This window comes from Streptomyces sp. NRRL F-2664 (assembly GCF_000719345.1).
Classification (GTDB): Bacteria; Actinomycetota; Actinomycetes; order Streptomycetales; family Streptomycetaceae; genus Streptomyces.
This window is the reverse complement of record NZ_JOFX01000050.1, coordinates 42,889-67,325: the sequence shown is the minus strand read 5'-3', so window position 1 is coordinate 67,325 and position 24,437 is coordinate 42,889. Positions and strand designations below refer to the sequence as shown.

The 24,437-nt window shown below is 72.3% G+C and carries 24 protein-coding genes and 1 pseudogene; 6 read left to right on the top strand and 19 right to left on the bottom strand.

The window, feature by feature from the left end; translation table 11 throughout:
- Nucleotides 1-109, top strand: a pseudogene (locus IF89_RS44835) (LLM class flavin-dependent oxidoreductase); the annotation flags it as partial.
- Between the two features lie 41 nt (nt 110-150).
- Here IF89_RS44835 and IF89_RS0130920 read toward each other — a convergent pair.
- The 4 genes from IF89_RS0130920 to IF89_RS0130905 all read right to left on the bottom strand — a co-directional run bounded on the left by IF89_RS0130920 (nt 151) and on the right by IF89_RS0130905 (nt 6,606).
- Complete coding sequence (locus IF89_RS0130920; protein WP_030775051.1) at nt 151-1,596, bottom strand: sugar porter family MFS transporter; 1,446 nt, start codon at nt 1,594-1,596, stop codon at nt 151-153.
- A gap of 33 nt (nt 1,597-1,629) precedes the next feature.
- Nucleotides 1,630-5,574 (bottom strand): AAA family ATPase, encoded by a 3,945-nt coding sequence (locus IF89_RS0130915; RefSeq protein WP_030775048.1) that lies wholly within the window; start codon nt 5,572-5,574, stop codon nt 1,630-1,632.
- Between the two features lie 184 nt (nt 5,575-5,758).
- Nucleotides 5,759-5,977, bottom strand: coding sequence for a hypothetical protein (locus IF89_RS0130910; protein ID WP_030775046.1), 219 nt, complete (start codon nt 5,975-5,977; stop codon nt 5,759-5,761).
- Between the two features lie 347 nt (nt 5,978-6,324).
- A complete protein-coding gene (locus IF89_RS0130905) occupies nt 6,325-6,606 on the bottom strand; it encodes an acylphosphatase (protein ID WP_030775044.1) in 282 nt (93 codons plus the stop codon).
- Between the two features lie 137 nt (nt 6,607-6,743).
- On the opposite strand from IF89_RS0130905, the gene IF89_RS41555 reads away from it, so the two are divergent.
- Entirely contained in the window at nt 6,744-7,733 is a 990-nt protein-coding gene (locus IF89_RS41555; RefSeq protein ID WP_063831369.1) for a CAP domain-containing protein, read from the top strand.
- 39 nt (nt 7,734-7,772) lie between these two features.
- Here IF89_RS41555 and IF89_RS0130890 read toward each other — a convergent pair whose 3' ends face one another.
- The gene (locus tag IF89_RS0130890) at nt 7,773-8,384 is read right to left on the bottom strand and encodes a flavodoxin family protein (protein ID WP_030775039.1); all 612 of its coding nucleotides are present in this window, start codon (nt 8,382-8,384) and stop codon (nt 7,773-7,775) included.
- Between the two features lie 124 nt (nt 8,385-8,508).
- Here IF89_RS0130890 and IF89_RS0130885 point away from each other — a divergent pair, with 124 nt between their 5' ends.
- Nucleotides 8,509-8,913: a winged helix-turn-helix transcriptional regulator gene (locus IF89_RS0130885; RefSeq protein ID WP_030775037.1), complete on the top strand. Its 405-nt coding sequence runs from the start codon at nt 8,509-8,511 to the stop codon at nt 8,911-8,913.
- Here IF89_RS0130885 and mutM read toward each other — a convergent pair.
- The 9 genes from mutM to IF89_RS0130840 form a co-directional block, all read right to left on the bottom strand.
- Nucleotides 8,886-9,755 carry a bifunctional DNA-formamidopyrimidine glycosylase/DNA-(apurinic or apyrimidinic site) lyase gene (gene mutM, locus IF89_RS0130880; RefSeq protein WP_030775035.1) on the bottom strand — a complete coding sequence of 290 codons (870 nt, stop codon included), beginning with the start codon at nt 9,753-9,755 and terminating at the stop codon, nt 8,886-8,888. The genes IF89_RS0130885 and mutM overlap by 28 nt on opposite strands.
- A 126-nt stretch (nt 9,756-9,881) precedes the next feature.
- On the bottom strand, nt 9,882-10,727 hold the full coding sequence (rnc, locus tag IF89_RS0130875) for a ribonuclease III (protein ID WP_030775032.1): 846 nt from the start codon (nt 10,725-10,727) through the stop codon (nt 9,882-9,884).
- Between the two features lie 19 nt (nt 10,728-10,746).
- Nucleotides 10,747-10,920, bottom strand: a complete 174-nt coding sequence (gene rpmF / locus IF89_RS0130870; protein WP_003965982.1) for a 50S ribosomal protein L32 — start codon at nt 10,918-10,920, stop codon at nt 10,747-10,749.
- A 2-nt stretch (nt 10,921-10,922) separates the two neighbouring features.
- Nucleotides 10,923-11,573, bottom strand: a complete 651-nt coding sequence (locus IF89_RS0130865; protein WP_030775030.1) for a YceD family protein — start codon at nt 11,571-11,573, stop codon at nt 10,923-10,925.
- Nucleotides 11,574-11,713: 140 nt separating this feature from the next.
- Nucleotides 11,714-12,793, bottom strand: coding sequence for an ATP synthase F0 subunit B (locus IF89_RS0130860; protein WP_030775028.1), 1,080 nt, complete (start codon nt 12,791-12,793; stop codon nt 11,714-11,716).
- 103 nt (nt 12,794-12,896) lie between these two features.
- The gene (gene coaD / locus IF89_RS0130855) at nt 12,897-13,376 is read right to left on the bottom strand and encodes a pantetheine-phosphate adenylyltransferase (protein WP_030775025.1); all 480 of its coding nucleotides are present in this window, start codon (nt 13,374-13,376) and stop codon (nt 12,897-12,899) included.
- Between the two features lie 14 nt (nt 13,377-13,390).
- Nucleotides 13,391-13,969: a 16S rRNA (guanine(966)-N(2))-methyltransferase RsmD gene (gene rsmD, locus IF89_RS0130850; protein WP_030775019.1), complete on the bottom strand. Its 579-nt coding sequence runs from the start codon at nt 13,967-13,969 to the stop codon at nt 13,391-13,393.
- A gap of 73 nt (nt 13,970-14,042) precedes the next feature.
- A complete protein-coding gene (recG, locus tag IF89_RS0130845) occupies nt 14,043-16,235 on the bottom strand; it encodes an ATP-dependent DNA helicase RecG (protein ID WP_030775018.1) in 2,193 nt (730 codons plus the stop codon).
- 26 nt (nt 16,236-16,261) lie between these two features.
- Nucleotides 16,262-17,953: a DAK2 domain-containing protein gene (locus IF89_RS0130840; protein ID WP_030775016.1), complete on the bottom strand. Its 1,692-nt coding sequence runs from the start codon at nt 17,951-17,953 to the stop codon at nt 16,262-16,264.
- 243 nt (nt 17,954-18,196) lie between these two features.
- On the opposite strand from IF89_RS0130840, the gene rpmB reads away from it, so the two are divergent.
- Nucleotides 18,197-18,382 (top strand): 50S ribosomal protein L28, encoded by a 186-nt coding sequence (gene rpmB / locus IF89_RS0130835; protein WP_007266795.1) that lies wholly within the window; start codon nt 18,197-18,199, stop codon nt 18,380-18,382.
- Between the two features lie 103 nt (nt 18,383-18,485).
- Here rpmB and thiD read toward each other — a convergent pair whose 3' ends face one another.
- Both thiD and IF89_RS0130825 read right to left on the bottom strand, forming a co-directional pair.
- Nucleotides 18,486-19,286 carry a bifunctional hydroxymethylpyrimidine kinase/phosphomethylpyrimidine kinase gene (gene thiD, locus IF89_RS0130830; RefSeq protein ID WP_030775014.1) on the bottom strand — a complete coding sequence of 267 codons (801 nt, stop codon included), beginning with the start codon at nt 19,284-19,286 and terminating at the stop codon, nt 18,486-18,488.
- On the bottom strand, nt 19,283-20,266 hold the full coding sequence (locus IF89_RS0130825; RefSeq protein ID WP_030775012.1) for a thiamine-phosphate kinase: 984 nt from the start codon (nt 20,264-20,266) through the stop codon (nt 19,283-19,285). Before IF89_RS0130825 ends, thiD begins: the two co-directional genes overlap by 4 nt.
- Before the next feature lie 245 nt (nt 20,267-20,511).
- Here IF89_RS0130825 and IF89_RS0130820 point away from each other — a divergent pair, with 245 nt between their 5' ends.
- A complete protein-coding gene (locus tag IF89_RS0130820; protein ID WP_030028650.1) occupies nt 20,512-20,745 on the top strand; it encodes an Lrp/AsnC family transcriptional regulator in 234 nt (77 codons plus the stop codon).
- Nucleotides 20,746-20,768: 23 nt separating this feature from the next.
- A complete protein-coding gene (locus IF89_RS0130815; RefSeq protein WP_030775009.1) occupies nt 20,769-21,260 on the top strand; it encodes a DUF3515 family protein in 492 nt (163 codons plus the stop codon).
- A 68-nt stretch (nt 21,261-21,328) separates the two neighbouring features.
- Here the strand turns inward: IF89_RS0130815 and IF89_RS0130810 are convergent, their stop codons facing one another.
- The 3 genes from IF89_RS0130810 to IF89_RS0130800 are packed head-to-tail and all read right to left on the bottom strand — an operon-like array spanning nt 21,329 to nt 24,285.
- Nucleotides 21,329-22,486 carry a D-alanine--D-alanine ligase family protein gene (locus tag IF89_RS0130810; protein ID WP_030775007.1) on the bottom strand — a complete coding sequence of 386 codons (1,158 nt, stop codon included), beginning with the start codon at nt 22,484-22,486 and terminating at the stop codon, nt 21,329-21,331.
- A gap of 39 nt (nt 22,487-22,525) precedes the next feature.
- Nucleotides 22,526-23,536 carry an NAD(P)H-dependent glycerol-3-phosphate dehydrogenase gene (locus IF89_RS0130805; protein WP_030775005.1) on the bottom strand — a complete coding sequence of 337 codons (1,011 nt, stop codon included), beginning with the start codon at nt 23,534-23,536 and terminating at the stop codon, nt 22,526-22,528.
- Nucleotides 23,533-24,285, bottom strand: a complete 753-nt coding sequence (locus IF89_RS0130800) for a lysophospholipid acyltransferase family protein (RefSeq protein WP_030775003.1) — start codon at nt 24,283-24,285, stop codon at nt 23,533-23,535. The genes IF89_RS0130805 and IF89_RS0130800 overlap by 4 nt, the downstream gene beginning before the upstream one ends.
- Nucleotides 24,286-24,437 lie beyond the last annotated feature (152 nt).

Here is a 24,437-nt window from a genome sequence, read left to right as displayed (position 1 = left end):
GGCGGGGAACCTGGTGCTGCACCCGCTGTGCGGCGGGATGCCGCTGGACGAGGGCTGGCGGAGCCTGCACCTGCTGTGCGAACAGGTACTGCCCCGGCTCAAGGGCTGAGCCGGGGCAGTACCGAGGAGAAGGGGTGGTGGCGGGGAGGATTACCCCATCTCCTCCAGCGCCTTGCCCTTGGTCTCCGGCACCCACTTGAGGACGAACGGGATCGAGAGCAGTGCGAAGACGGTGTAGATCACGTAGGCACCGGACAGGCTCCAGTCCGAGAGGGACGGGAACGAGACGGTGATGACCCAGTTGGCGATCCACTGGGCCGAGGCGGCGACGCCGAGCGCCGCGGCACGGATGCGGTTGGGGAACATCTCGCCGAGCAGCACCCAGACCACCACGCCCCAGGACAGGGCGAAGAAGAGGACGAAGGTGTGCGCGGCGACCAGGGCCACCGTGGCCTGGGCGTCGGGCATGGTGATGTCCTCGCCCGTGCCGGTGGTGAAGGAGAACGCCCAGGCGCACAGGCCGAGGGAGATCGCCATGCCCGCCGAGCCGATGAGGGCGAGCGGCTTGCGGCCGATCCGGTCGACGAAGATCATCGCGATCACCGTGCCGACGATGTTGATGATCGACGTGGTGAAGGAGTAGAGGAAGGAGCTGCTCGGGTCGATGCCGACGGACTGCCACAGCGAGGAGCTGTAGTAGAAGATCACATTGATGCCGACCAGCTGCTGGAAGACCGAGAGGCCGATGCCGATCCAGACGATCGGCAGGAAGCCGAAGCGGCCGCCGAGCAGGTCCTTGAAGGTGGACTTGTGCTCGGAGTGCATCGCGTGCTCGATCTCGCGGACGCGGCCGTCCAGGTCGACCTGCGAGCCCTCCACCTCGGCCAGCACCTTCTTGGCCTCGTCGGTACGGCCGACGGAGACCAGGAAGCGCGGGGACTCCGGGATGACGAAGGACAGCAGCCCGTAGAGCACGGCCGGGACGACCATGACGCCGAGCATCCACTGCCAGGCCTCCAGGCCGGCGAGGTCGCCGCGCTGGTCGCCGTCGGCGAGGTTGAGGATGCCCCAGTTGACGAGCTGGGAGACGGCGATGCCGATGACGATGGCGGCCTGCTGGAAGGAGGCAAGCCGGCCGCGGTAGGCGGGCGGGGAGACCTCGGCGATGTAGGCAGGCCCGATGACGGAGGCCATGCCGATGCCGAAGCCGCCGATCACGCGCCACATGGCGAGGTCCCAGAGGGCGAACGGCAGGGCCGAACCGATGGCACTGGCGGTGAAGAGGATCGCCGCGATCTGCATGCAGCGGATTCGGCCGATCCGGTCAGCGAGCCGGCCCGCGGTGGCGGCGCCGATGGCGCAGCCGATCAGCGCGGCGGCGATCACCTGGGCGAGGGCCTCCGAGCCGACGTCGAAGCGCTCGCGGATCGCGACGACGGCGCCGTTGATGACGGAGCTGTCGTACCCGAAGAGGAAGCCGCCCATGGCAGCGGCCGCCGTGATGAAGATGACGTGGCCGAGGTGGTCGGGCTGGGGCGAGGATCCGCCGCCGGACGCCGAGGCCCGCGATGTGCTGCTGGTCAAGGTGTGCTCCATGGGGTTTCGTCCGTCTTCACAGTGGCGCACAGTTCAAGATCGCTCCATCGTCCGCTTCTGGTGCGTGATCACGATCAGCTGCGAGCTCTCCTGGAGCTCCTCCATGATCCGGATCAGCCGCTGCAGATTGGTGTCGTCGAGCGCGGCCTCGACCTCGTCCATGACGTAGAACGGGCTGGGCCTCGCCTTGAAGATGGACACCAGCAGCGCCACGGCGGTCAGCGACCGCTCGCCGCCGGACAGCAACGACAGCCGCTTGACCTTCTTGCCCGGCGGGCGGGCCTCCACATCGACGCCCGTGGTGAGCATGTTGTCCGGGTCGGTGAGGACCAGCCGACCCTCGCCGCCAGGGAACAGACGGGAGAAGACGCCCTCGAACTCCCGGGCCGTGTCCCGGTACGCCTCGGTGAACACCTGCTCGACGCGCTCGTCGACCTCCTTCACGACTTGAAGGAGGTCGGCGCGGGTCTTGCGGAGATCCTCCAGCTGCTCGCTGAGGAACTGGTGCCGCTCTTCGAGCGCGGCGAACTCCTCCAGCGCGAGCGGATTGACCTTGCCGAGCTGCTGGTAGGCCCGTTCGGCCGCCTTGAACCGCTTCTCCTGCTGCGCCCGTACGAAGGGGCCGGGCCGGTTGCGGGGGTGCTCGGGATCCTGCGGCAGCTCCTCGCCGTCGGCCGGCGGGGACGGCGGCACCGGCTGGTCCGGGCCGTACTCGGCGACCAGGGCGCCGGGCTCCATGCCGAACTCCTCCAGTGCCTTGGCCTCCAGGGCCTCGATGCGCAGCCGCTGCTCTGCGCCGAGCACTTCGCCGCGGTGGACGGAGTCGGTCAGTTTGTCCAGCTCCCCCTTCAGGTCGCGGCCGCTGTTGCGGGCGTCGGCGAGCTCGCGCTCGCGCAGCCCCTTGGCCCGTTCGGCGAGGACGCGTTCCTCGTCGGCCCGGCCGAGGGAGACCTCCACGTGGGCGAGGAGCTGGCGGGAGCCGTCGGCGACCGCACGGGCCACCTCGGCCTCGTGGCGGCGTCGCGCCCGGCGGCGTTCGGCGCGGGCGCGGGCCTCGCGCTCCGCCCGCGCCGCCCGGTCGAGGGAGTCCGCCCGTCCGGCGAGCCCCTTGACCCGCTCCTCATGGGTGCGCAGCTGGAGCCGGGCCTCCATCTCGGTCTGGCGGGCATTGGCCCCGTCGGCCGCGAGCCGGTCGCGGCGGGAACTGTCCGGCTCCTCCTCCCCCGGCATCTCCTCGGCGACGGCGAGCCGTTCCGCACACTCCTCCACCTCGGCCAGTGCCTGCTCCAGCGCATCCTGGGCCCTGACCGCGGCGGCGGCGCAGCGCTCGGCCTCGCCCGCCGCCCCCTTGGCCTGCCCGGCGAGCCGCCCGAGCTGTTGGGCCACCCCCGCCCGGGCCTGCTCGGCGGCGCGCCGCCGCTCGGCGAGCTCCTCCACCCGGACGGCAGCGTCCTGCCGCCGGGACTTCGCGCTCTCCTGCGCCTCGGCGAGCTCCTCGCACCGCACGCCCAACCGGGCGAGCTGCGCGGCAGCCTCGTCCACGGCGGCCTGCACCTCGATCAGGCTGGGCGCCCCGGCGGACCCGCCGTGCGCGAGGTGCGCTCCGAGAAGGTCTCCCTCCACGGTCACGGCGACCGCTTCGGGGTACCGCGCGACGTGGGCCTCCGCCTCGTCGAGCGCCGCCACGACGACGTGGTCGCGGAGCACCCACGCCAGGGCCCGCAGCACCGCGTCGTCCCCGTCCACGAGCGCCACGACGGGCACGCCCGTGCCCGCACCGGCGTCTGGTCCGCGCCCGGCGCCGGATGCCGCGCCCTGCCCGGGCAGGACAGGAGGGCCACCGGCCTCCGCGCCCCTGGCGGCGGCCCCGGGCGCCTCCGCCTGGCCGGGCAGGACCGGCGGACCGCCCGCCGCTCCCGGCACCGCCGCCGAGGCCGCCCGCACACCCGGGCCGGTCCGGACCGCATCCGCCGCACCAGCCCCGGACCCGGCCTCCCGACCCGCCCGGTGGTGTTCGCAGACGCCCGCCTGCCCGACGGGGGCCGGCCCCCGGTCCGGCCGGGCCCCCTCGGTCCCGGCGCCCGGCAGGGCGGTCGGGCCTGCGGGGGACACGGCTCGATCCCCGGGAAGGGTCTGCGTTGCAGACGCCGGGGCGCCCCCACGCGTACCACCGTCCGGCAGAACAGCGGCGGGCTCCGGCCCGCAGGCCTGGCCCGGCACCGCGGCCGCAGCAGCCCGGAGGGCGGCCCCGTCCTGGCGGACAGCCGGCGGGGTGATCAGGAGCGTGGCCCGGCCCGCATCCGCTGCGCGGAGATGGCGGAGGGCTTCGGCCGCCGCCGATGGGGAGGCCACCGCCAGGGCGTCCGCAGCCGAGCCCAGCGCGGCGGCCACGGCGGCTTCGTACCCCGGGGCGACCGAGAGCCGCTCCGCCGCCGGCCCGAGTACACCGGCCAGCCGTTCCCGGGCCGCGAGCAGCGTCCCCGTACCGTCCTTGCGGCGCAGCCCCAGCGCCAGCGCGTCCCGGCGGGCGGACACCGCCGCCCGCTCGCGCTCCGCCGCCGCCAGTGCCTCCCGTGCGGCGCCGAGGCCGGCCTCGGCCTCCTTCAGCTCCGCCCGCGCGGCCTCGTGGTCGGTCTCCGCCGACGGATCGTCGAGCCCGCCGACCTCCTGGGCCAGTGCTTCGTACTCGGCCTGCGCGGCCTCCGCCCGCATCTGCGCCTCGTCCCGCGCCAGGGCGAGCCGGTCGATCTCCGCCTGTGCCGCCCCGGCGCGGGAGCGGGCGGCGCCGAGCCGTCCCGTGAGCCGCGCCAGTCCCTCGCGCCGGTCGGCGACGGCCCGGGCGGCGTCCCGCAGCCGGCGCTCCTCCTCGGCCAGCTCCCGCTCCAGCTCCGCGCGGTGCCCGCTGGTGTCCTCCAGGGCCCGTGAGGCCGCCTCCAGGGCCGCCGTCAGCTCCGCCTCCTGCTCACGGATCCGTTCGGCCTCCCGCTCCATGTCCTCCGGATCGCGCCCCCGGCGCTCCTCCTCGACGGGGGCCGTCGCGCTCTTGACCCGTGCGTCCGCCAGGGACGCGGTGCCCCGTACCCGCTCGGCGAGCTGCGACAGCTCGTACCAGGTCTGCTGCGCGCGCCGCAGCCGCGGTGCGAGCTCCCGTACGGCCTCCTCCAGCTCCGCCTCGCGCCGCAGCGCGCCCGCGAGCTGGGCCTCGGCGGCCTCCTTGCGCTCCTTCAGCGCGGCCTCGTCGGCGATCTCCGCGTCGAGGGCGCGCCGCAGGGCCACCAGGTCGTCGGCGAGGAGCCGCAGTCGTGCGTCGCGCAGATCGGCCTGGATCACGGCTGCCCGCCGGGCGACGGCGGCCTGCCGGCCCAGGGGTTTGAGCTGGCGTCTCAGCTCGTCTCCGAGGTCCTGGACGCGGGCGAGGTTGGCCTGCATCGCGTCCAGCTTCCGCAGCGCCTTCTCCTTGCGCTTGCGGTGCTTGAGGACCCCGGCCGCCTCCTCGATGAAGGCGCGGCGGCCCATGGGGTCGGCGTGCAGGACGGAGTCCAGCTGGCCCTGCCCGACGATGACGTGCATCTCGCGGCCGATGCCGGAGTCGGAGAGCAGTTCCTGGATGTCGAGCAGCCGGCAGGTGTCACCGTTGATCTGGTACTCGCTGCTGCCGCCGCGGAACATGATCCGGGTGATGGTGACTTCGGCGTAGTCGATGGGCAGCGCGCCGTCGGAGTTGTCGATCGTCAGGGAGACCTCGGCCCGCCCGAGCGGCGGGCGGCCGGTGGTCCCGGCGAAGATGACGTCCTCCATCTTCCCGCCGCGCAGGGACTTGGCGCCCTGCTCACCCATGACCCAGGACAGCGCGTCGACGACGTTGGACTTTCCCGAGCCGTTGGGACCGACGACGCAGGTGATGCCGGGTTCGAAGCGCAGGGTGGTGGCGGAGGCGAAGGATTTGAAGCCACGCAGGGTCAGGGACTTGAGGTGCACGCCGCCGGACTCTACCTCTCACGTCCGGTTTCACCCATGAAGGTGCAGGGCACGACTGACGTCAGAGGCATCAGGACCCCCGCCCGGCCCTGTGGTCCCTGGTGCGAGGCCAAAGAAAGAAGGGACGCCGGAGCGTCCCTTGCAGATCATGCGGGGCTGAATTCGAGCGACGAGTGAGCGCGGATCAGGTGAGCGCAGGCTCCGCCTGGGGTACGTCGATGTCGATGCTGTTCATCAGCGAGTCTCCGTCGTGCTGAGCGGCGGCCGCGTTCAGCGCGTCATTCTCGGACTGAATCCGTACGAGCTCGGACTCGAGGTCCTGGACGCGCTGCTGAAGCCGCCGCATCTCGGCGAGGAGTCGCGGGTCGGAACCGCCGACGTAACCGAGAAGCGCCTTTGCCATGATGGATGGTCCTCCACACTGAGTGACCGACCGAAGCGGTGAGGGTCGTGAGGGAATCGCACCCGCGGTGTCCGGCAGCGACTGTCAGTCACTGCGCTGACTACTGCCAGTACTGCCAAACAGCTCAGGTGCGCGGGGCTTCCAGCGTCTCACCAAAAAGTTTGACGGTCAACACGATCACGCCCCGTATCGGCGGGCACCCCGGCCCCCGCGAGCGGCATGGAGATCATCCTCGTCTCCGAGCCTTCCACGGATCGGCCTCGGCGGCAACGCGTCGGCGACGAATGCCCAGTTCCGACCGGGTCCGGGCGTTCAGAGATGTGATGAGTTCATGATCAGCCGATCGCTCACCGCATGCCGAAACCGTCGTAGCCACCGCGCGGTGTCCCCCAGATCTCTGTCACCCCGTCCACCCGGCCGGGCGTGTCGTCGGACCTCAGCCAGTCGAGCAGCCGGTGGCAATTCTCACGTTGACCTTCGGCGACCACCTGTACTCGCCCGTCGTCGAGGTTGAGCGCGAAGCCGACCACCCCGCCGATCTCCAAGGCGTTCTCCCTGGTGAACCAGCGGAAGCCCACTCCCTGCACACGGCCGCGCACCCACGCGGTCAGACGGACGTCTTCGTTCATGCGTGAACGCTAACCGGGTGAGCACTTTCCGGTCACATCGCCCCCAGGGCCCCATGGCGTACAGTCGCGCACCAATGAACTCACCCATTTGGGTGGGTTAGGGATGATCTTGATCCGGTCAGGAAGGCACGACACCGATGGGACGTCACCGGCTCCCCGCCCCGCCGCGCCGCGGCGGCACGCACGGCACCGCCCTGCGCTCCGGCCTGCTCGGGATCTCGGTGGCCGTCGCCCTCGGCACCGCCGCCGTCACCACCGGCATGGTGCCAGTCGGCGATTCCTTCCCCTACGTGGGCGTCAGCGGCACGGAGAACACCGCCGCGAAGACCGGCGCGAAGACCACGCCCGGCCCCGGCGATTCCCTGCTCCAGAAGCAGGGTGGTCTCGCGAGCCTGTCCGGCCGCGGCGCCACGACGCCGACCGCAACCGCGCCCGCGCCCGCCTCGCCGACCCCGTCGGCCTCTCCCACCCCGTCGAGCTCCCCCACGCCGTCGAGCTCTCCGACGCCGTCGGGCTCCCCGTCCCCGTCGGCCCCGCCGACCCGCTCGGCCCCGCCTGCTCCGTCGGCCCCGCCGAAGGCGTCGCCGAGCACGGAGCGCCCGGCACCCCCGGCGAGCCCCTCCCCCGAGGCTCCGCGCAAGACGCAGGCCCCCGCCCCCAGCACACCGGCCCCGGCACCCAGCACGCAGGCCCCGGCACCCGCCACGCCGGCCCCGACCGCGTCCGCGTCCCGGCCGAGCCTGGACACCCACTCCGCGGAGGAGGCAGCCGTGGTCACCCTGGTGAACCAGGAGCGCGCCCAGGCCGGCTGCGGCCCGGTCCGCGCCAACCCGCCGCTGGCGGCGCTGGCCGGAGCCTTCAGCAAGGACATGGCCACCCGCGGCTTCTTCGGTCATCAGGACCCCGACGGCAACACCCCCTGGGACCGGGCCGCCGCGGCCGGCCTCTCGGGTCTGGCCGCCGAGAACATAGCCCGCGGGCAGGGCGACGCCGGTTCCGTCATGAAGGCCTGGATGAACAGCCCGGGCCACAAGGCGAACATCCTCAACTGCGAATTCCGCACCCTCGGCGTGGGCGCCCACTTCGCCCCGGGCGGCCCCTGGTGGACCCAGGACTTCGGCTTCTGACGCCTGTCCCGGCCGCCGGCGGGTACGGCGGTCGGGGGCTCAGACCGCCGCGGTCGCCAGGGCCGCGCGGCCCGCGAGGAGGGTGCGGGTGTGCTCGGTGACGCGGCGGCCGAGGTGTTCGGCCGTCGCGATGTCGGCCTTGTGCACAGCGTCCGCACCCTCGTCGGAGTTGGACTGGGCGGCGGCGCCGGAGAAGAAGCCCAGGCGGTTGAGGTCGTTCTCCGAGGCCGTGCTGGAGTTCCAGCCCGGCTTGAGACCCAGGTTGACCCAGTGCATGCCGTGCTGAGCGGCCAGCACCTGGAAGAACTGCAGGGTGTGCAGCTTGTCGCCGCTCTTCGAGGCGGAGTTGGTGAACCCTGCCGCGATCTTGTCCTGCCAGGCGTCTGCGAACCAGCGCTTGGAGGAGGCCTCCGCGAAGACGTGGAAGGCGCCCGAGGCCGTACCCATGTAGGTCGGGGAGCCGAAGACGATCGCGTCGGAGGCGTCGAGCAGCTCCCACTGCGCGTCGTCGATCTCGTCGACCTTGATCAGGTGGACGGTCGCCCCGGCGTCCACGGCGCCGCTGCGGACTGCGTCGGCGATGACGGCGGTGTGGCCGTAGCCGGAGTGGTAGGCGATCGAGACGACGGGGGTGTGCGTGGTGGCGGACAAGGCTGATCTCTCCCTCGGAAGGCTTCGCCGCACCACGGGGCGTGGTGCGATGGAAGCAAGAGAAGCACTAACTTTTAGAAAGCGCAAGCTACGAGTTAGCGCTGCCCGGGAGTACGCTTGTTCTATGGAGACCCCCGCCTGTACCGACACCGGCACGTCCGAGCAGCCGTTCGACGTCTTCGCGCGTGCCTGCCCGTCCCGCGAGACGCTGGAGCACGTGACCGGCCGCTGGGGCAGCCTCACCGTGGGCGCCCTGCGCGAGGGCCCCTCCCGGTTCAACGAGCTGCGCCGCCGGGTGGAGGGCGTGAGCGAGAAGATGCTCTCCCAGACCCTGCACGCGCTGGAGCGCGACGGCATCGTCAACCGTGAGGCACAGCCGACCAACCCCCCGCGCGTCGACTACGAGCTGACGCCCCTCGGCATCGAGGTCGCGGACCGCCTCCTCGCGCTGATCCACCACCTGGAGGAGAACATGACGGCCGTCCTGGCCGCCCGGGAGACCTACGACGGCACGCGCGGCGGCCGCTGACAGCGCGGGCAGAAGTAGCTCGACCGGTTCATCCACGGCCGGCGGCGTATCGGCGCGCCGCAGCGCCGGCACGGCTCGTCCTCACGCCCGTAGGCGTCGAGCGAACGGTCGAAGTACCCCGACTCACCGTTCACGTTGACGTACAGGCTGTCGAAGCTCGTGCCGCCCACCGCAAGGGCCGCGTTCATGACGTCGCGGACGTGGCCGAGGAGTTCCGCGCTCCGGGGGCGCGTGAGGTGGGCCGTCGGGCGCTCGTAGTGCAGCTTCGCACGCCACAGCGCCTCGTCCGCGTAGATGTTGCCGACCCCGCTGATCAGCGACTGGTCGAGCAGCGCCCGCTTCACGGTGGTCCGCTTGGCGCGCAGCGCGAGGTGGTAGGCGGCTTCGTCGAACAGCGGGTCCAGGGGGTCCCGCGCGATGTGCGCGATGACGTCGGGCAGCGCGTCGGCGCCGTCGGCCGCGGTCTCGTGCAGCGAGAGCCCGCCGAAGGTCCGCTGGTCGACGAAGCGCAGCTCCGTCCCGGCGCCGTCCCCGAAGCGGACCCGGATCCGCAGGTGCTTCTCGTCCGGGGCGTCCTCGGGCTGCACCAGCAACTGCCCGCTCATCCCCAGGTGCCCGAGCACCGCCAGGTCCCGTCCCGCCAGGGGCAGCCACAGGTACTTCCCGCGCCGCTGCGGCACTCCGAGGGTCTCCCCCCTCAGGCGCGCTGCGAAATCCGCTCCCCCGCCCGGATGGCGCCTGACCGCACGCGGGTGCAGGACCTCGACGGACTCGACGGTCCGTCCCGCCACCCAGCGTTCCAGCCCCCGCCGTACGACTTCGACTTCGGGCAGCTCGGGCACGGGGAACCTCCATCGGGTGCGGATCGGGGCGCTGCCGCGAGCGTACCGGCCGCCGGAAACGGCTTCGCCCGCCCCTGCGGTGCAGGGGCGGGCGAAGGGATGCCCGAGGGGGTACCCGAAGGAAGGTCAGGCCTCCGGCGCCGGATCGGCGGGCGTCGGCACCCCGCCGTCCACGGCCTCGGCCGAAGCCGGGACCTCTGCCGGAGCGGCGGCCGCTGCTGCCGCCGCCGCGGCCCGCTCGTCCGCCGCGGCGCGGATCCCGCGCCACGCGGACTCCGCGGCCTGCTGTTCCGCTTCCTTCTTGCTGCGGCCGGTGCCGGTGCCGTACGAGACACCACCGACGCGGGCAGCAGCAGTGAAGGTCTTCTCGTGGTCCGGACCGGTCTCGGTGACCAGGTATTCCGGTACGCCAAGACCTTCGGCGGCCGTGAGCTCCTGGAGACTGGTCTTCCAGTCCAGGCCGGCCCCGAGGTTCGAGGACTTCTCGATCAGCGGGTCGAAGAGCCGGTGGACCAGCTCCGAGGCCGCGTCGAGGCCCTGGTCGAGGTAGACCGCGCCGATGACCGCTTCAAGGGTGTCGGCGAGGATGGAGGCCTTGTCCCGGCCGCCCGTGCCCTCTTCGCCCCGGCCGAGCCGGATGAAGGAGCCGAGGTCGAGGCCGCGCCCGACCTCCGCCAGTGCGCGCGAGTTGACCACCGCGGCCCGAAGCTTGGCCAGCTGGCCTTCGGGAAGGTCCGGGTGGGTGGTGTACAGCGTGTCCGTGACCACCAGGCCCAGCACGGAGTCCCCGAGGAACTCCAGGCGTTCGTTGGTGGGCAGGCCGCCGTTCTCGTACGCGTACGAGCGGTGGGTCAGAGCACGCACCAGAAGGGCGGACTCGAGTCGGTACCCGAGCCGCCCTTCCAGAAGCGTGTGGGACGAGGCCGCGTTGTTACTGTCTGCCTGCTTCTCAGCGTTGGACAGCTCAGACATTGCGCCTCTCACCAGCCGCTCAGACCTCGAGGACCTGGCGCTTGTTGTAGGTGCCGCAGCTCGGGCACGCGATGTGCTGGAGCTTCGGCTCCTGGCAACGCTCACACGAAACCAGGGTGGGGACCGCAGCCTTCCACTGCGACCGGCGGTGGCGCGTGTTGCTGCGCGACATCTTCCGCTTCGGAACAGCCACGGCTACTTCTCCTGCTTCTCGGCGGCGCTCTGAACGTCGTCAGATGCAGTGCCGCTCATGTTGTCCTTCTCGCCGTCCTGATCGGTAACGACGAGTTCCTGCAAAGCCGCCCAACGGATGTCGACGGCGTCGTGGTGGTGGTCCGGGTCGTCGTTCAGACCGGCCCCGCAGTCGGGACACAGTCCGAGACAGTCCTCCCGGCACACCGGCTGCATCGGCAGTGCGAGCACCACCGCATCGCGCAGCACGGGTTCGAGGTCGAACAAACCGTCCTCGAGGAAGAGCATGTCCTCGTCGTCCTCGGCGTCGTCGGCCGGCTCCGCCTTGGCGCGGCCCCGGTCGTCGGCGTCAGGGTACGAGAACATCTCCTGGAAGTCCGCCTTGAGCTGGCGCTCGACGGCCTCCAGACACCTTACGCACTCCCCCGTCGCCGATGCACGGACGGTGCCTGTGACAAGCACCCCTTCCATGACCGACTCCAGGCGGAGGTCCAGCTTCACCGGAGCGCCTTCCGGCACTCCGATCACCCCGGCGAGACCGAGGTCCGCCGGTGCGTCGATCTCGCGCGACAGCCGCTGCATGGCACCAGGACGCCGACCCAGCTCGTGCGTGTCGAACACGAGGGGGTTGCGGTGGTCGAGGCGGGTGTTCAGGGCCGTTCCTGCTTTCACAGATCGCTGTAGATCGAAGACTGCTGCGTAAATCCCGCACGTACGGGCAGCACGGATCGCGGTGCATACGCGCGACCGAAGAGCCAGGATACCCGGCGCTTCGCTCAGAGCCCAATCCGGTCCTAGCGCCCCTGTTCGTACTGGCGGAGCTGATCGAGGTTGATCATGCTGGTGTCGAAGAAGCTGGTCTCGTCGAGCGAGGGCTGCTGGGCCTGCTGCGGGTGGGGGGCCTGCTGCGGCTGCGGGTAGGCCGCGTAGGGGTCGGGCTGCTGCGCACCGTAGTGCGCGGCGTAGGCCGCTCCGGTGGAGCCGGTGGCCGCACCGGAGTACGGGTCCGGCTGCTGCTGGTAGCCCCCGTACGGGTCCTGGTAGGCGTACGCGTCCTGCTGCTGGGCGGCGGGCTGCTGGTAGGCGTACGCGTCGTACCCGGGCTCGGGACGGGCCGGAACCGGGGCCGGTGCGTGCGGCGGCTCCGGCTCTGCGAGGCCCGCCAGGAAGTCCGCGTCGCTCGCCGAGCGGGAGGACGGGCCCGCGGCCGCGTCCTGGGCGGCCATGTGCACGCCCAGGTCGTCCGTCGGGACCCGCCCGAGCAGCTTCTGGCGGCCGCGGCCGACGGCCTCCAGGGTCTTGGAGAGCACCGCCTCGAAGGTCGCCAGCTTGGTGTCCACATAGGCGTCGGCCTGCTGCCGCTGCGTCTCGGGGTCGTGGCTGCGCTCCGGGGCGTCCGCGTCCGGGTAGCCGTCCTCGTCCAGGCCGGGGCCGCGGCCCAGCAGCTTCTCGCGGCCGCGGTCGACCGAGCCGATCGTCTTGGTCAGCACGACCTCGAAGTTGGCGAGCTTGCTGTCGACGTAGTCGTCGGCCTCCGCCCGGATCTGCTCGGCCTCCCGGCGGGCCTCGTCCAGGATCCGGTCCGCCTCGGCCTGCGAGCGCCGTGCGATCTCGGTGTCGGCGATCAAGGACCCGCGCTGATCGTGGGCGGCGTTGATGATCCGCTCCGCCTCGCGGCGGGCGTCCTCGACCATCTGCTCCCGGCCGCCGAGGAGCTCCTGCGCCTGCGCGAGCGAGCCCGGGAGGGCCTGGCGGACCTCTTCCAGCAGGGCGAGCAGCTCGGCGCGGTTGATCACGCAGGACGCCGACATGGGCATGGACCGGGCGCCGCCGACGGCCGCGACGATCTCGTCGAGCTTCTTCTGCACGTCCATGGGGGCTCGCACTCTCTCGGCCTCGGGCGGTTCCTGAGACGGACGGGACGACTGTAAGGCCACGGGGCGCAACCCCGACACCGCCTGACGCCCCGTCAGGCGGTCAGTGCTTGCGCAGCCGCTCCAGGAGCGCCGCGTGCACGGGAGCCGGCAGCAGGTGGGCGACGTCGCCGCCCCAGGTCGCGACCTCCTTGACCAGTGAGGAGGACAGGAAGCTGTAGGTGGGGATGGTCGGGACGAAGAGCGTCTCGACGCCCGACAGGCCGAGGTTCATCTGGGCCATCTGCAGCTCGTAGTCGAAGTCGCTCACCGCGCGCAGGCCCTTGACGATGGCCGGGATGTCGCGCTGCTTGCAGAAGTCGACCAGCAGCCCGTGGAAGGACTCGACCTGGATGTTGCCGTAGTCGGCCGTCGCCTCGCGGATCAGCTCGACCCGCTCCTCGACGCTGAACAGGCCCTGCTTCGACTTGTTGATCATCACGGCGACGTGCACGACGTCATAGAGCCTGGAGGCGCGTCCGATGATGTCGAGGTGTCCGTTGTGGATGGGATCGAAGGACCCCGGACAGACGGCGCGGCGCAACTGAACTCCCTCGTTCATGAGTCTTCGCTGGTGCTGGCGGCGCGGCCGTACCACAGGGTGCCCTCGCCGTATGTGCGCGACCGGAGCGGCTCGAAGCCGTCGGGCCACGGGAAGGCACCGCTCCTGGTGCTGCGCTCCACGGTGACGAGCGCGTCGTCCGTGATCCAGCCGTTGGACCGGAGTGTGAGGAGGATCTCCCGCAGGTCCGCACTGTCCAGCGCGTACGGCGGGTCCAGGAAGACGACGTCGTAGGGGTCCCCGGCCGGGCGGGCGGCCACGACCTGCTCGGCCCGGCCGGCCCTGAACTCGGCCCCGGGCAGACCCAGCGCCTTGATGTTGTCCCGGATGGCCTTGGCGGCCTTGGCGTCGGACTCGACGAGCAGGGCGTGGGAGGCACCCCGGGAGAGGGCCTCCAGGCCGACGGCGCCGGAGCCGCCGTAGAGGTCCAGGACCCGGGCCCCCTCCACCCCGTGCAGCGACTCCCAGGTCGAGAAGAGCCCTTCGCGCATCCGGTCGGAGGTCGGCCGGGTGCCGGTGCCGGGCGGCACGGCCAGCCGTCGCCCGCCGGCGCTGCCGGCGATCACGCGGGTCATCTGGGGTCCTTCGGTACGGCGGCAGGGGGCGCGCGGCGGTCTGCCGCGGCACTCCAACCATAGGTCGTACCGCTCAGCCCTTCTCCAGGTACTGCTCGCGCTCGGTGTCGAGGAGCGCGTCCAGCGCGGTGCGCAGACCGGGCAGCCGCTCCAGGGCCGGGTCCTCGGCGACCACGCGGGTGGCCTCCTCGCGGGCCTGGGCGATGACCTCCTCGTCGTCGATGACGGCGAGCATGCGCAGCGAGGAGCGCACCCCCGACTGGGCCTGGCCCAGCACGTCGCCCTCGCGGCGCTGTTCCAGGTCGATGCGGGAGAGCTCGAAGCCGTCGAGGGTGGCGGCGACGGCCGCGAGCCGGGCCCGGGCCGGGCTCGCCTCGTGCATCTCGCTGACCAGGAGGCACAGGCCCGGGGCGGAGCCCCGGCCGACGCGGCCGCGCAGCTGGTGGAGCTGGGAGACGCCGAACCGGTCCGCGTCCATGATCACCATGACGGTGGAGTTCGGGACGTTCACCCCGACCTCGATGACGGTGGTGGCGACCAGCACCTTGACCTCGCCGGCCGCGAACCGCCGCATGACGTCGTCCTTGTCGGCGGGGTCCATCCGGCCGTGCAGCACCTCGACGCTCAGCCCGGCCAGCGGGCCGCGGCCGAGCTGCTCGGCGATCTCCAGGACCGCGAGCGGCGGCCGCCTGTCGGCCTCCTCCGCGGCCTGCTTCTTCTTCGGGTCGTCCTCGCCGTCGCCGATGCGCGGGCAGACCACATACGCCTGGTGGCCCTTCTCGACCTCCTCCCGCACGCGCTCCCAGGCCCGGGCGAGGAAGTGCGGCTTGTCCTTGGCCGGCACCACGTGGGTGGCGATCGGCGAGCGCCCCGCGGGGAGCTGGTCCAGGACGGAGGTCTCCAGGTCGCCGAAGACGGTCATGGCGACGGTGCGCGGGATCGGGGTGGCGGTCATCACCAGCAGGTGCGGGGGCTGCTTGCCCTTGGAGCGCAGGGCGTCGCGCTGCTCCACGCCGAAGCGGTGCTGTTCGTCGACGACGACCAGGCCGAGGTCGTGGAACTGCACCTTGTCCTCGATCAGCGCGTGCGTGCCGATGACGATCCCGGCTTCTCCGGTGACGAGGTCGAGCAGGGCCTGGCGGCGGGCGGCCGTCCCCATCGACCCGGTGAGCAGCACGACCTTGGTGCCCTGGTCGGAGCCGCCGAGCATGCCGCCCTCGGCGAGCTCGCCCATCATCTCGACGATGGAGCGGTGGTGCTGCTGGGCCAGCACCTCGGTGGGCGCGAGCATGGCCGCCTGCCCTCCGGAGTCCACGACGGCCAGCATGGCCCGCAGCGCCACCATTGTCTTTCCGCTTCCGACCTCGCCCTGGAGGAGGCGGTGCATGGGGTGGCTGGTGGCGAGGTCGTCGAAGATCTCCTTGGAGACCTTCTGCTGGCCCTCGGTGAGGGTGAAGGGCAGCTTGGCGTCGAAGGCGTCGAGCAGGCCGGCGGGGGCGGGTCGGCGGGGGACGGCAGGGAGCTGGGCGTCGGCGTGGCGGCGGCGGGCCAGGGCGACCTGCAGGACGAAGGCCTCGTCCCACTTCAGGCGCTGCCGGGCGTCCTCGATGTCGGCCTTGGTGGCGGGCCGGTGGATCTTCAGCAGGGCTTCGGTGAGGGGGACCAGGCCGCGGTCCTCGCGCAGGGCGGGCGGCAGCGGGTCCACGGCCTCCTGGGCGCTGGGCAGTACGGCGTCCACGCACTTGGCGATCTTCCAGGACTCCAGCTTGGCGCAGGCCGGGTAGATCGGGATCAGCTGGTTGGCGAAGGCGGTGGCGGCGTCCCGGTCGGAGGCGTCGCCGCCGAGCGGCTCGTACGCCGGGTGCGCGAGCTGGAGCTTGCTGTTGAAACGGGAGACCTTGCCGGCGAACATCGCGCGGGTGCCGGGGAGCAGTTCCTTGTGGGGCTTGTGGACGCCCGCGCCGAAGAAGACGAGCTGGAGCCGGCCGCTGCCGTCGGTGATGGTCACCTCCAGACGCTTGCCCCGGCCCCCGTTGAAGGTCAGGATGCGCGCGTCGGCGACCTGCGCGACGACGGTGACGTGCTCGTCGATCTGGTCGGCGAGCTCGGCCAGCGAGGTCAGCTCACCGCGCTCGGCGTACCGCCTCGGGTAGTGGTGGAGCAGGTCCAGGGCCGTGTGCAGGCCGAGCTGCTCGGCCAGCACCTTGGCGGTGGCGGGGCCGAGCGTCTTCTTGAGGTCTTCGTCGAGCGCGGGCACGTGTTCCATTGCACACCATGGCGCCGACAACCCCGCTACTCCACCCCGATGAGGAGCGGCGCCGAGTACCGGCCGCCCCGGTAGGTGACCGTGTCGACGGCGAGGTGGCCGGACTGCACGTACGCCTGGAGGCCTTCGGCGACGGCCTCCGGCACCTCGGGTCCGAGGACGAGGGTGACGAGTTCGCCGCCGGAGCCCAGCATGCGGTCGAGCACCGCCTCGGCGGTCCCGGCCAGGTCCGCGCCGATGACGGCGACGTCGCCGTCGATGAGGCCGAGCACATCACCGGCCTGGCAGATGCCGGCCGAGGTGAAGGACTGGCGTTCGGCGACGGCCAGCTCCCCGTACCGGGTGGCGCCGGCCGCGGCGGTCATGGCGACGACGTCCTCGTCGAAGCTGCCGTCCGGGTCGTGCACGGCGAGGGCGGCCAGGCCCTGGACCGCGGACCGGGTGGGGACGACCGCCACCCGCACTCCCTCGGCGCGGGCCTGCTCGGCGGCGGTGGCCGCGGCGGCGCGCAGTTCGGCGCCGCCCTGCAGGAGCACCACCTCGCGGGCGTGCGCGCGGCGGACCGCGTCGAGGAGTTCCGCGGCGGCCGGGACCTCGCCGGGGCGCACCAGGACGGTGGTGGCGCCGGCCTCGTCGCACAGGCTCGCCAGGCCCTCGCCGCGGACGACGGCGACCACGCCCCGCTGGGCGCGCTCGGCGCGGCCCCGGCGCCGCTCGTCGCCGAAGTGCGTGATCCGGATCCGGTACGGCCGGCCTGCGACGACGCCGGCCTCGACGGCCGCGCCGGGGTCGTCGACGTGGACGTGGACGTTCCAGAGCCCGTCGCCGCCGACCACGACGAGGGAGTCGCCGAGTGCGTCGAGGCGGGCGCGCAGTTCCGCGACCGCGGCCTCGGAGGCCTCCAGCAGGTAGAGCACCTCGTAGGCGGGGCCGTTGTCGTCCTCGTGCCGGTCGCAGGGGTCGGCCGGCCGGGGCCCGGGGGGCGGGGTGCGGCCCTCCACCGGTTCGGGGGCCGGCTCCTGGCCGGACAGCGCCTGCCAGAGGGCGCCCAGTACGGCGACGAGCCCGCAGCCGCCGGCGTCGACCACGCCGGCGCGGTCCAGCACGGCGAGCTGTCCGGGGGTCTCGGCGAGCGCGGCGCGGGCGCCGTCGTAGGCGGCGCGCGCCACCTCGGCGGCGGTGCCTGCGGCCGCCGAGGCTGCTTCGCCGGCCCGCGCGGCGGCGCCGGCGACGGTGAGCATGGTGCCCTCCACCGGGTGGGCGACGGCCGCGTACGCCTCCTGTGCGGCCCGGGTGAGGGCGTGCGCCAGCAGCCCGCCGGGGCCGGTGTGCTGCTCGTCCGGCTCCGCTCCGAGTACGTCGGCCACTCCGCGCAGCAGCTGCGCGAGGATCGTCCCGGAGTTCCCGCGGGCGCCGACGAGCGCGCCGTGCGCCCAGGCCCGTACGGCCTCGGACAGGGAGGTCGGTGCGGTGGCGCCGGTCACGTCCGCAGGGGTGGCGCCGGTGGCGTTCGCGAAGGCCTCGGTGAGGGCGCGGTCGGCGGACTCGGCGGTGAGGTAGAGATTGGTGCCGGTGTCGGCGTCGGCGACCGGGTACACGTTGATGGCGTCGATGTCCTCGCGGGCCCGGCCCAGTGCGGCGAGGGCGAGCGAGCTCCAGGTGCGTACGGCTTCGGCGTCGAGCTCGTCGGCGGGCTGCGGCTGAGCCTCGTGCGGCACCGGGCGTTCCTCCTTGTGCGGGCCAGGGTTCACCGCAGGGTAACGAAGGACTGCGTCGCCGGGGCCGGGACCGCGGGGCGGGGTCGCCGGGCGCCGTGGTAGTTTTCCAGGACGGGCGCAGTCGTTGTATGCTGCTCCGGTTGCCCGATGAGAGTCGGGCCTTTTCCCCGGCAAACCACTTCAGACCTCTGAACCGGTGCGCCGGTTTCACTGTAATTGCATCTGAAGTCTTTGGAGTGACCTGTGGCTGCCAACTGCGACGTTTGCGCCAAGGGGCCGAGCTTCGGCAACAACATCTCCCACTCGCACCGCCGCACCTCGCGTCGCTGGAACCCGAACATCCAGCGCGTCCGTGCCGTGGTCAATGGGACGCCGAAGCGCCTCAACGCCTGCACCTCGTGCATCAAGGCCGGCAAGGTCTCGCGCTGACGCCCGTCGTAGCGCAGCCCCTTCCGGTTGCCAAGAAGGCCGGTTCACCTCTGGTGAACCGGCCTTTTGCCTTGTCCGGGGGGGTTGGGCCCGCCCGGCGGGGTCAGCGCTGACGCCAGGCGTGATCCACGGGCCCGATGCCCCGGCCGAGCGCGAAGCCGGCGGCGATGCCGCCCGTCACGTACTCCTTGGCGGCGGTGACGGCCTCGGGGACGGGCAGGCCCTTGGCGAGGCCGGCCGCGATGGCGCTGGCGAGGGTGCAGCCCGTGCCGTGGGTGTGCCGGTTGGAGTGGCGCGGGGCGCGCAGCCAGCGGTCCTCGGTGCCGTCGGTGAGCAGGTCGACGGCCTGGTCGCCCTGCGGCGCGAGGTGCCCGCCCTTGATCAGCGCCCAGCCGGCGCCGTGGCCGAGGATCGCGTCGGCGGCCCGGCGCATGTCGTCCTCGCTCTCCACGACGATGCCGGTGAGCTGGGCGACCTCGTCGAGGTTGGGCGTGGCCACGGTGGCGCGGGGCAGCAGGTCGCCGCGTACGGCGTCCAGCGCCGAGGCGGCGAGCAGGGCGTCCCCGTGCTTGGAGACGCCCACGGGGTCCACGACGGCCGGGGCGGCCGTGTCGGCCAGCAGCGCGGCGACGGTCTCCACCAGCGCGGCGGAGGAGAGCATGCCGGTCTTCACGGCGTGCACGCCTATGTCGTCCACCACGGCCCGGTACTGGGCGGTGACGGCCTCGGCGGGAAGCTCCCAGGCGCCGCTCACCCCGAGGGAGTTCTGCGCGGTCACGGCGGTGACCACGCTCATGCCGTGGACGCCGAGCGCCAGCATGGTCTTGAGGTCGGCCTGGATGCCCGCGCCGCCGCCGGAGTCGGATCCGGCGACGGTCAGGCACAGCGGCGGTGCCGCGTTCACAGGGAGCCGTCCTGGGCGGCCGGGTCGGCCCCGAAGTGGTCCCAGCCGCCGGTGCTGGTCCAGGGGGCGCCGTCGACGGTCACCTGGGGCAGCGCGGAGCGGTTGAGGACCTCGCCGATGACCTTCCAGCGGGCCGGCAGCTTCACGTCGGGCGGGAAGGTGGCGACGATCGCGTGGTCCTCTCCCCCGGTGAGCACCCACTGCAGCGGGTCCACGCCGACGGCCTGCCCGATGTCGTGCATCTGGGTCGGGATGTCGACGGCGGCCGAGCGCAGGTCGATACGGACCTTGCTGGCCTCGGCGATGTGCCCGAGGTCGGCGATCAGACCGTCGCTGACGTCGGTCATGGCGCTGGCGCCGAGTCCGGCGGCCGCGGGACCGGCGTGGTAGGGCGGCTCGGGGCGCCGGTGGGCCTCGACGAAGGCCCGCGGGGAACGGAAGCCGCGCGAGAGCACGGCGAAGCCGGCGGCGGACCAGCCGAGCCAGCCGGTGACGGCGACGACGTCGCCGGGCTGGGCTCCGGAGCGCAGGACGGGCTCGTGGTTGCGCAGGTCGCCGAGGGCGGTGATCGAGACGGTGATGGTGTCTCCGCGCACCACGTCTCCGCCGACCACGGCGGCGCCGGCTACCTGGCACTCGTCACGGATGCCGTCCATCAGCTCGGTGGGCCAGGTGACCGGGAGTTCGGCGGGTACGACGAGGCCGAGGAGCAGTGCGGTCGGCACGGCTCCCATGGCCGCGATGTCCGCGAGGTTCTGTGCGGCGGCCTTGCGGCCGACGTCGTAGGCCGTGGACCAGTCCCGCCGGAAGTGCCGGCCCTCCAGCAGGATGTCGGTGCTGGCCACGACCCGTCGGTCGGGGGCCGAGACCACCGCGGCGTCGTCGCCGGGTCCGAGCCGGACCGCCGGGGTGGTGGTGAGCCGTGAGGTGAGCTCCCTGATCAGCCCGAACTCCCCCAGCTCGCCGACAGTGCCCTTCATCGCTGTGCCCCTTCTTGCCCAGTCCGCTTGCGGTCGCGAGCCGTCACAGCTCTGGGTACCGTCAACAGATACGTCAACTTCTGCTCTCCGCACGCCCCGCTGTGCGTGGCGCCGGGCCCGCAGGTCTCCCCGTGGCGCACGGCGACGCGGTACCGTGGCGTCCCTTCTTCCCCCGGCCCTGACCATCGTGTGGGGTCCACCCGAAGACTAGGGGAAATGACCCTCGTGGCCGCCCTGGAGGTTCCGTGGTACAGGCGTACATCCTCATCCAGACCGAAGTGGGCAAGGCGTCGTTCGTCGCCGAGTCCATCGGCCAGATCCCGGGGGTGATCCAGGCCGAGGACGTGACGGGGCCGTACGACGTGATCGTGCGCGCCCAGGCCGACACCGTGGACGAGCTCGGCCGCATGGTGGTCGCCAAGGTCCAGCAGGTGGAGGGGATCACCCGCACCCTGACCTGCCCCGTGGTCCATCTGTAGCCCCCGTCTACTCTTGGCCGGTGATGTCCCTCCACCGCCGGCCGCTCCGTGTCCTGGCCATGCCCGCCGCCCTGGCCGTGTCCGTCCTGGCGGCGTGCTCCCCGGGCGGTGCCGAAGCCCGGGTGGAACCGCCGCCCCCGCCGCCGTCCGACGTCGCGGGATTCTGTGCGGCGCTGCACGAGGAGCTCCCGGAGACGGTGGCCGGCCTGGCGCGGACCCGGACCGAACCGGAGTCCGACCTGACCGCCTCGTGGGGCGGCTCGGCGATCGTACTGCGGTGCGGGATCGCCCAGCCCCCCCGCATGCGTGATCCGAAGCAGGAGGGCGTCCATGTCAACGGTGTGGCCTGGATGCTGGAGAAGCTCGGTGACGACGGCTTCCGTTTCACCACCGGTATGCGGCTGGCGTACACGGAGGTCCGGGTCGACAAGGAGCATGCCACGGACGCGGGGATGCTCGTCGGCCTGTCCACGGCGATCGCCGCGACCGTGCCGGAGGGCATCTCCTCCTACTGAGTTCCGGCACGCCGCCGCCCGCCGGCCGCCCTCCCCAGGGCGTCCGGCGGGCGGCGGCGTACGGGGGGCTAGCGCAGCCCGGTGGAGCGGCGCAGGGCGGCCTGGATCAGGCGGTCCACCAGCTCCGGGTACGCGATGCCCGTCTTCTCCCACATCAGCGGGTACATCGAGATCGGCGTGAAACCGGGCATCGTGTTGATCTCGTTGATGACGAACTCGCCGTCCTCGGTGAGGAAGAAGTCGGCGCGCACGAGGCCCTCGCAGGACGCGGCCTCGAAGGCCTCGATCGCGAGCCGCCGGACCTCGGCGGTCTGCTCCGGGGTGAGCGGCGCGGGCACGATCCCGGAGGCGGAGTCGATGTACTTCGCCTCGAAGTCGTAGAAGTCGTGGCTGGACACCGGCGGGATCTCGGCGGGCACGCTCGCGCGCGGACCGTCCTCGAACTCCAGGACGCCGCACTCGATCTCGCGGCCGCGCAGCAGCGCCTCCACGATGATCTTCGGGTCGTGGCGGCGGGCCTCCTTGACGGCGGCGTCGAGGCCGGAGGCGTCGTCGACCTTGGTGATGCCGATGGAGGAGCCGGCCCGGGCGGGCTTCACGAAGAGCGGCCAGCCGTGCTCGCCGGCGAAGTCCAGGATCCGGGCCCGGGCGGCGTCCCGGTCGGCCTCCCACTCACGCGGGCGGATGGTCACGTACGGGCCGACGCTCAGCCCGAAGGACGTGAACACCCGCTTCATGTAGTCCTTGTCCTGTCCGACGGCCGAGGCGAGGACGCCCGAGCCGACGTACGGGATGCCGGAGAGCTCCAGGAGGCCCTGGAGGGTGCCGTCCTCGCCGTAGGGCCCGTGGAGCACGGGGAAGACGACGTCGACCTCGCCCAGGGCCTTCGGGACCGCGCCCGGCTCGGTGTAGACGACCTGGCGGCTGGCCGGGTCGACCGAGAGCACGACGGCGCCGTCCTCGGACTCGGCGAGCTCCTCGACGCTCGGGAGCCTGCGGTCTGCGATGGCCATCCGCGCGGGCTCGTCGGCGGTCAGCGCCCATCGGCCGTCCGTGGTGATGCCGATGGGCAGCACCTCGTACTTGGACCGGTCGATGGAGCGCAGGACGGCGCCCGCCGTGACGACCGAGATGGCGTGTTCCGAGCTGCGGCCGCCGAACACGACGGCCACGCGGGGCTTGCGGCCCTGCTGCTCAGGGGTCTGGGGGAGGTTCTCGCTGCTCATATCGGCATGAGAGTACCCGCTCATGCGTCCGGAAAGGTGTCAGCGACGTTCCGGTTTGGCGCTGCGGCCCATCAGCTCCTTCAGGGCCACGAGGGTGGGCTTGCCGTGGTGGACGATGTCGACGACGGTCTCGGTGATGGGCATGTCCACCCCGTGCCGGCCCGCGAGATCGGCCACGGACTGGCAGGACTTGACCCCCTCGGCCGTCTGCCGGGTGACCGCGATGGTCTCCTCCAGGGTCATCCCGCGGCCGAGGTTGGTGCCGAAGGTGTGGTTCCGGGAGAGCGGCGAGGAGCAGGTGGCGACGAGGTCGCCGAGACCCGCCAGGCCGGAGAAGGTCAGCGGGTCGGCGCCCATGGCCACGCCCAGGCGGGTCGCTTCGGCGAGGCCCCGGGTGATGAGCGAGCCCTTGGTGTTGTCGCCGAGGCCCATGCCGTCCGCGATGCCGACGGCGAGGCCGATGACGTTCTTCACGGCGCCGCCGAGCTCGCAGCCGATGACGTCCGTGCTGGTGTACGGGCGGAAGTAGGGGGTGTGGCAGGCGGCCTGGAGGCGCTGGGCGACGGCCTCGTCCACGCAGGCGACGACGGAGGCGGCGGGCTGGCGGGCGGCGATCTCTGCGGCCAGGTTGGGGCCGGTGACGACGGCGATCCGCTCGGCGGGGACCTTGGCCACCTCCTCGATGACCTCGCTCATCCGCTTCGCGGTGCCCAGTTCGATGCCCTTCATGAGGGAGACGAGCACCGTGTCCGGGGCCAGCAGCGGGGCCCAGGCGGCGAGGTTGTCGCGGAGGGTCTGGGAGGGGACGGCCAGGACGGTGAAATCGGCGCCCGCCGCGGCCTCGGCCGGCTCGTGGGCGGCCCGGATGTTCGCGGGCAGTTCGACGTCCGGGAAGTAGTCCGGGTTGGTCCGGGTCGTGTTGATGGCGTCGACGACCTCGCGGCGGCGGCCCCAGAGGGTCACCTCGCAGCCGGCGTCGGCGAGCACGATGGCGAAGGCCGTGCCCCAGGAGCCTGTTCCGAAGACGGTCGCCTTGATGGGACGTGTCACTTCATGCCCTCCCCCGCGGCCTTGCGCCGCTGTTCCGCCCTGGCGTTGCGATGGTCGTACGGCTGGTCGGGCGCGGTCTCGCCCCGCACCTCCTCCAGGAGCCGGGTGACGGCCGCCATGATGGTCTCGGTGGCCTCCTTGAGGACGTCCGGGGTGGGTTCCCGGTCGTAGTAGGCCGAGAGGTCGACCGGCGGTCCGGCGAGCACCTGGAGGGTCTTGCGGGGGAAGAGCCGGACCTTGTTCTCCTTGGCGTACGGCGGCATGGCGAGGTTGGCACCCCACTGCGCCACCGGAATGACGGGCGCCCTCGTGATCAGCGCGACGCGGGCGACACCGGTCTTGCCGGCCATCGGCCACATGTCGGGATCCCGGGTCAGCGTGCCCTCGGGGTAGAAGGCGACGCATTCGCCGCGCTCGATGGCGTCGACGGCGGCCCGGAATGCGTCCAGGGCGTTGGTGGTCTCCCGGTAGACGGGGATCTGTCCGCTGCCGCGGAGGATCGACCCGACAAAGGGGACCTTGAAGAGGGCGGCCTTGGCGAGCAATCGGGGCACCCGGCCGCTGTTGTACTGGAAGTGCGCGTAGGAGAGCGGGTCCAGATACGAGTTGTGATTGACGGCGGTGATAAAGCCGCCCTCGGCCGGAATGTGCTCCATTCCCCGCCAGTCCCGCTTGAACAGCACCACCAGCGGCGGTTTTGCGATGACCGCCGCCAGGCGGTACCAGAAGCCGATTCTGCGGCGGGACACTCGGACACCTTCCTCTAGGACCGGTGCGCGGCTGGGGCACCTCGTCGTCGGCCGGACAAGTGTCACCCCGGGCCCGGCCTCTGTCGAGAACACCGTACGCCCCGCTCGGACCGCCGGGCTCCCGGGCTGCCCGGGCGGGAGCGACAATGGGA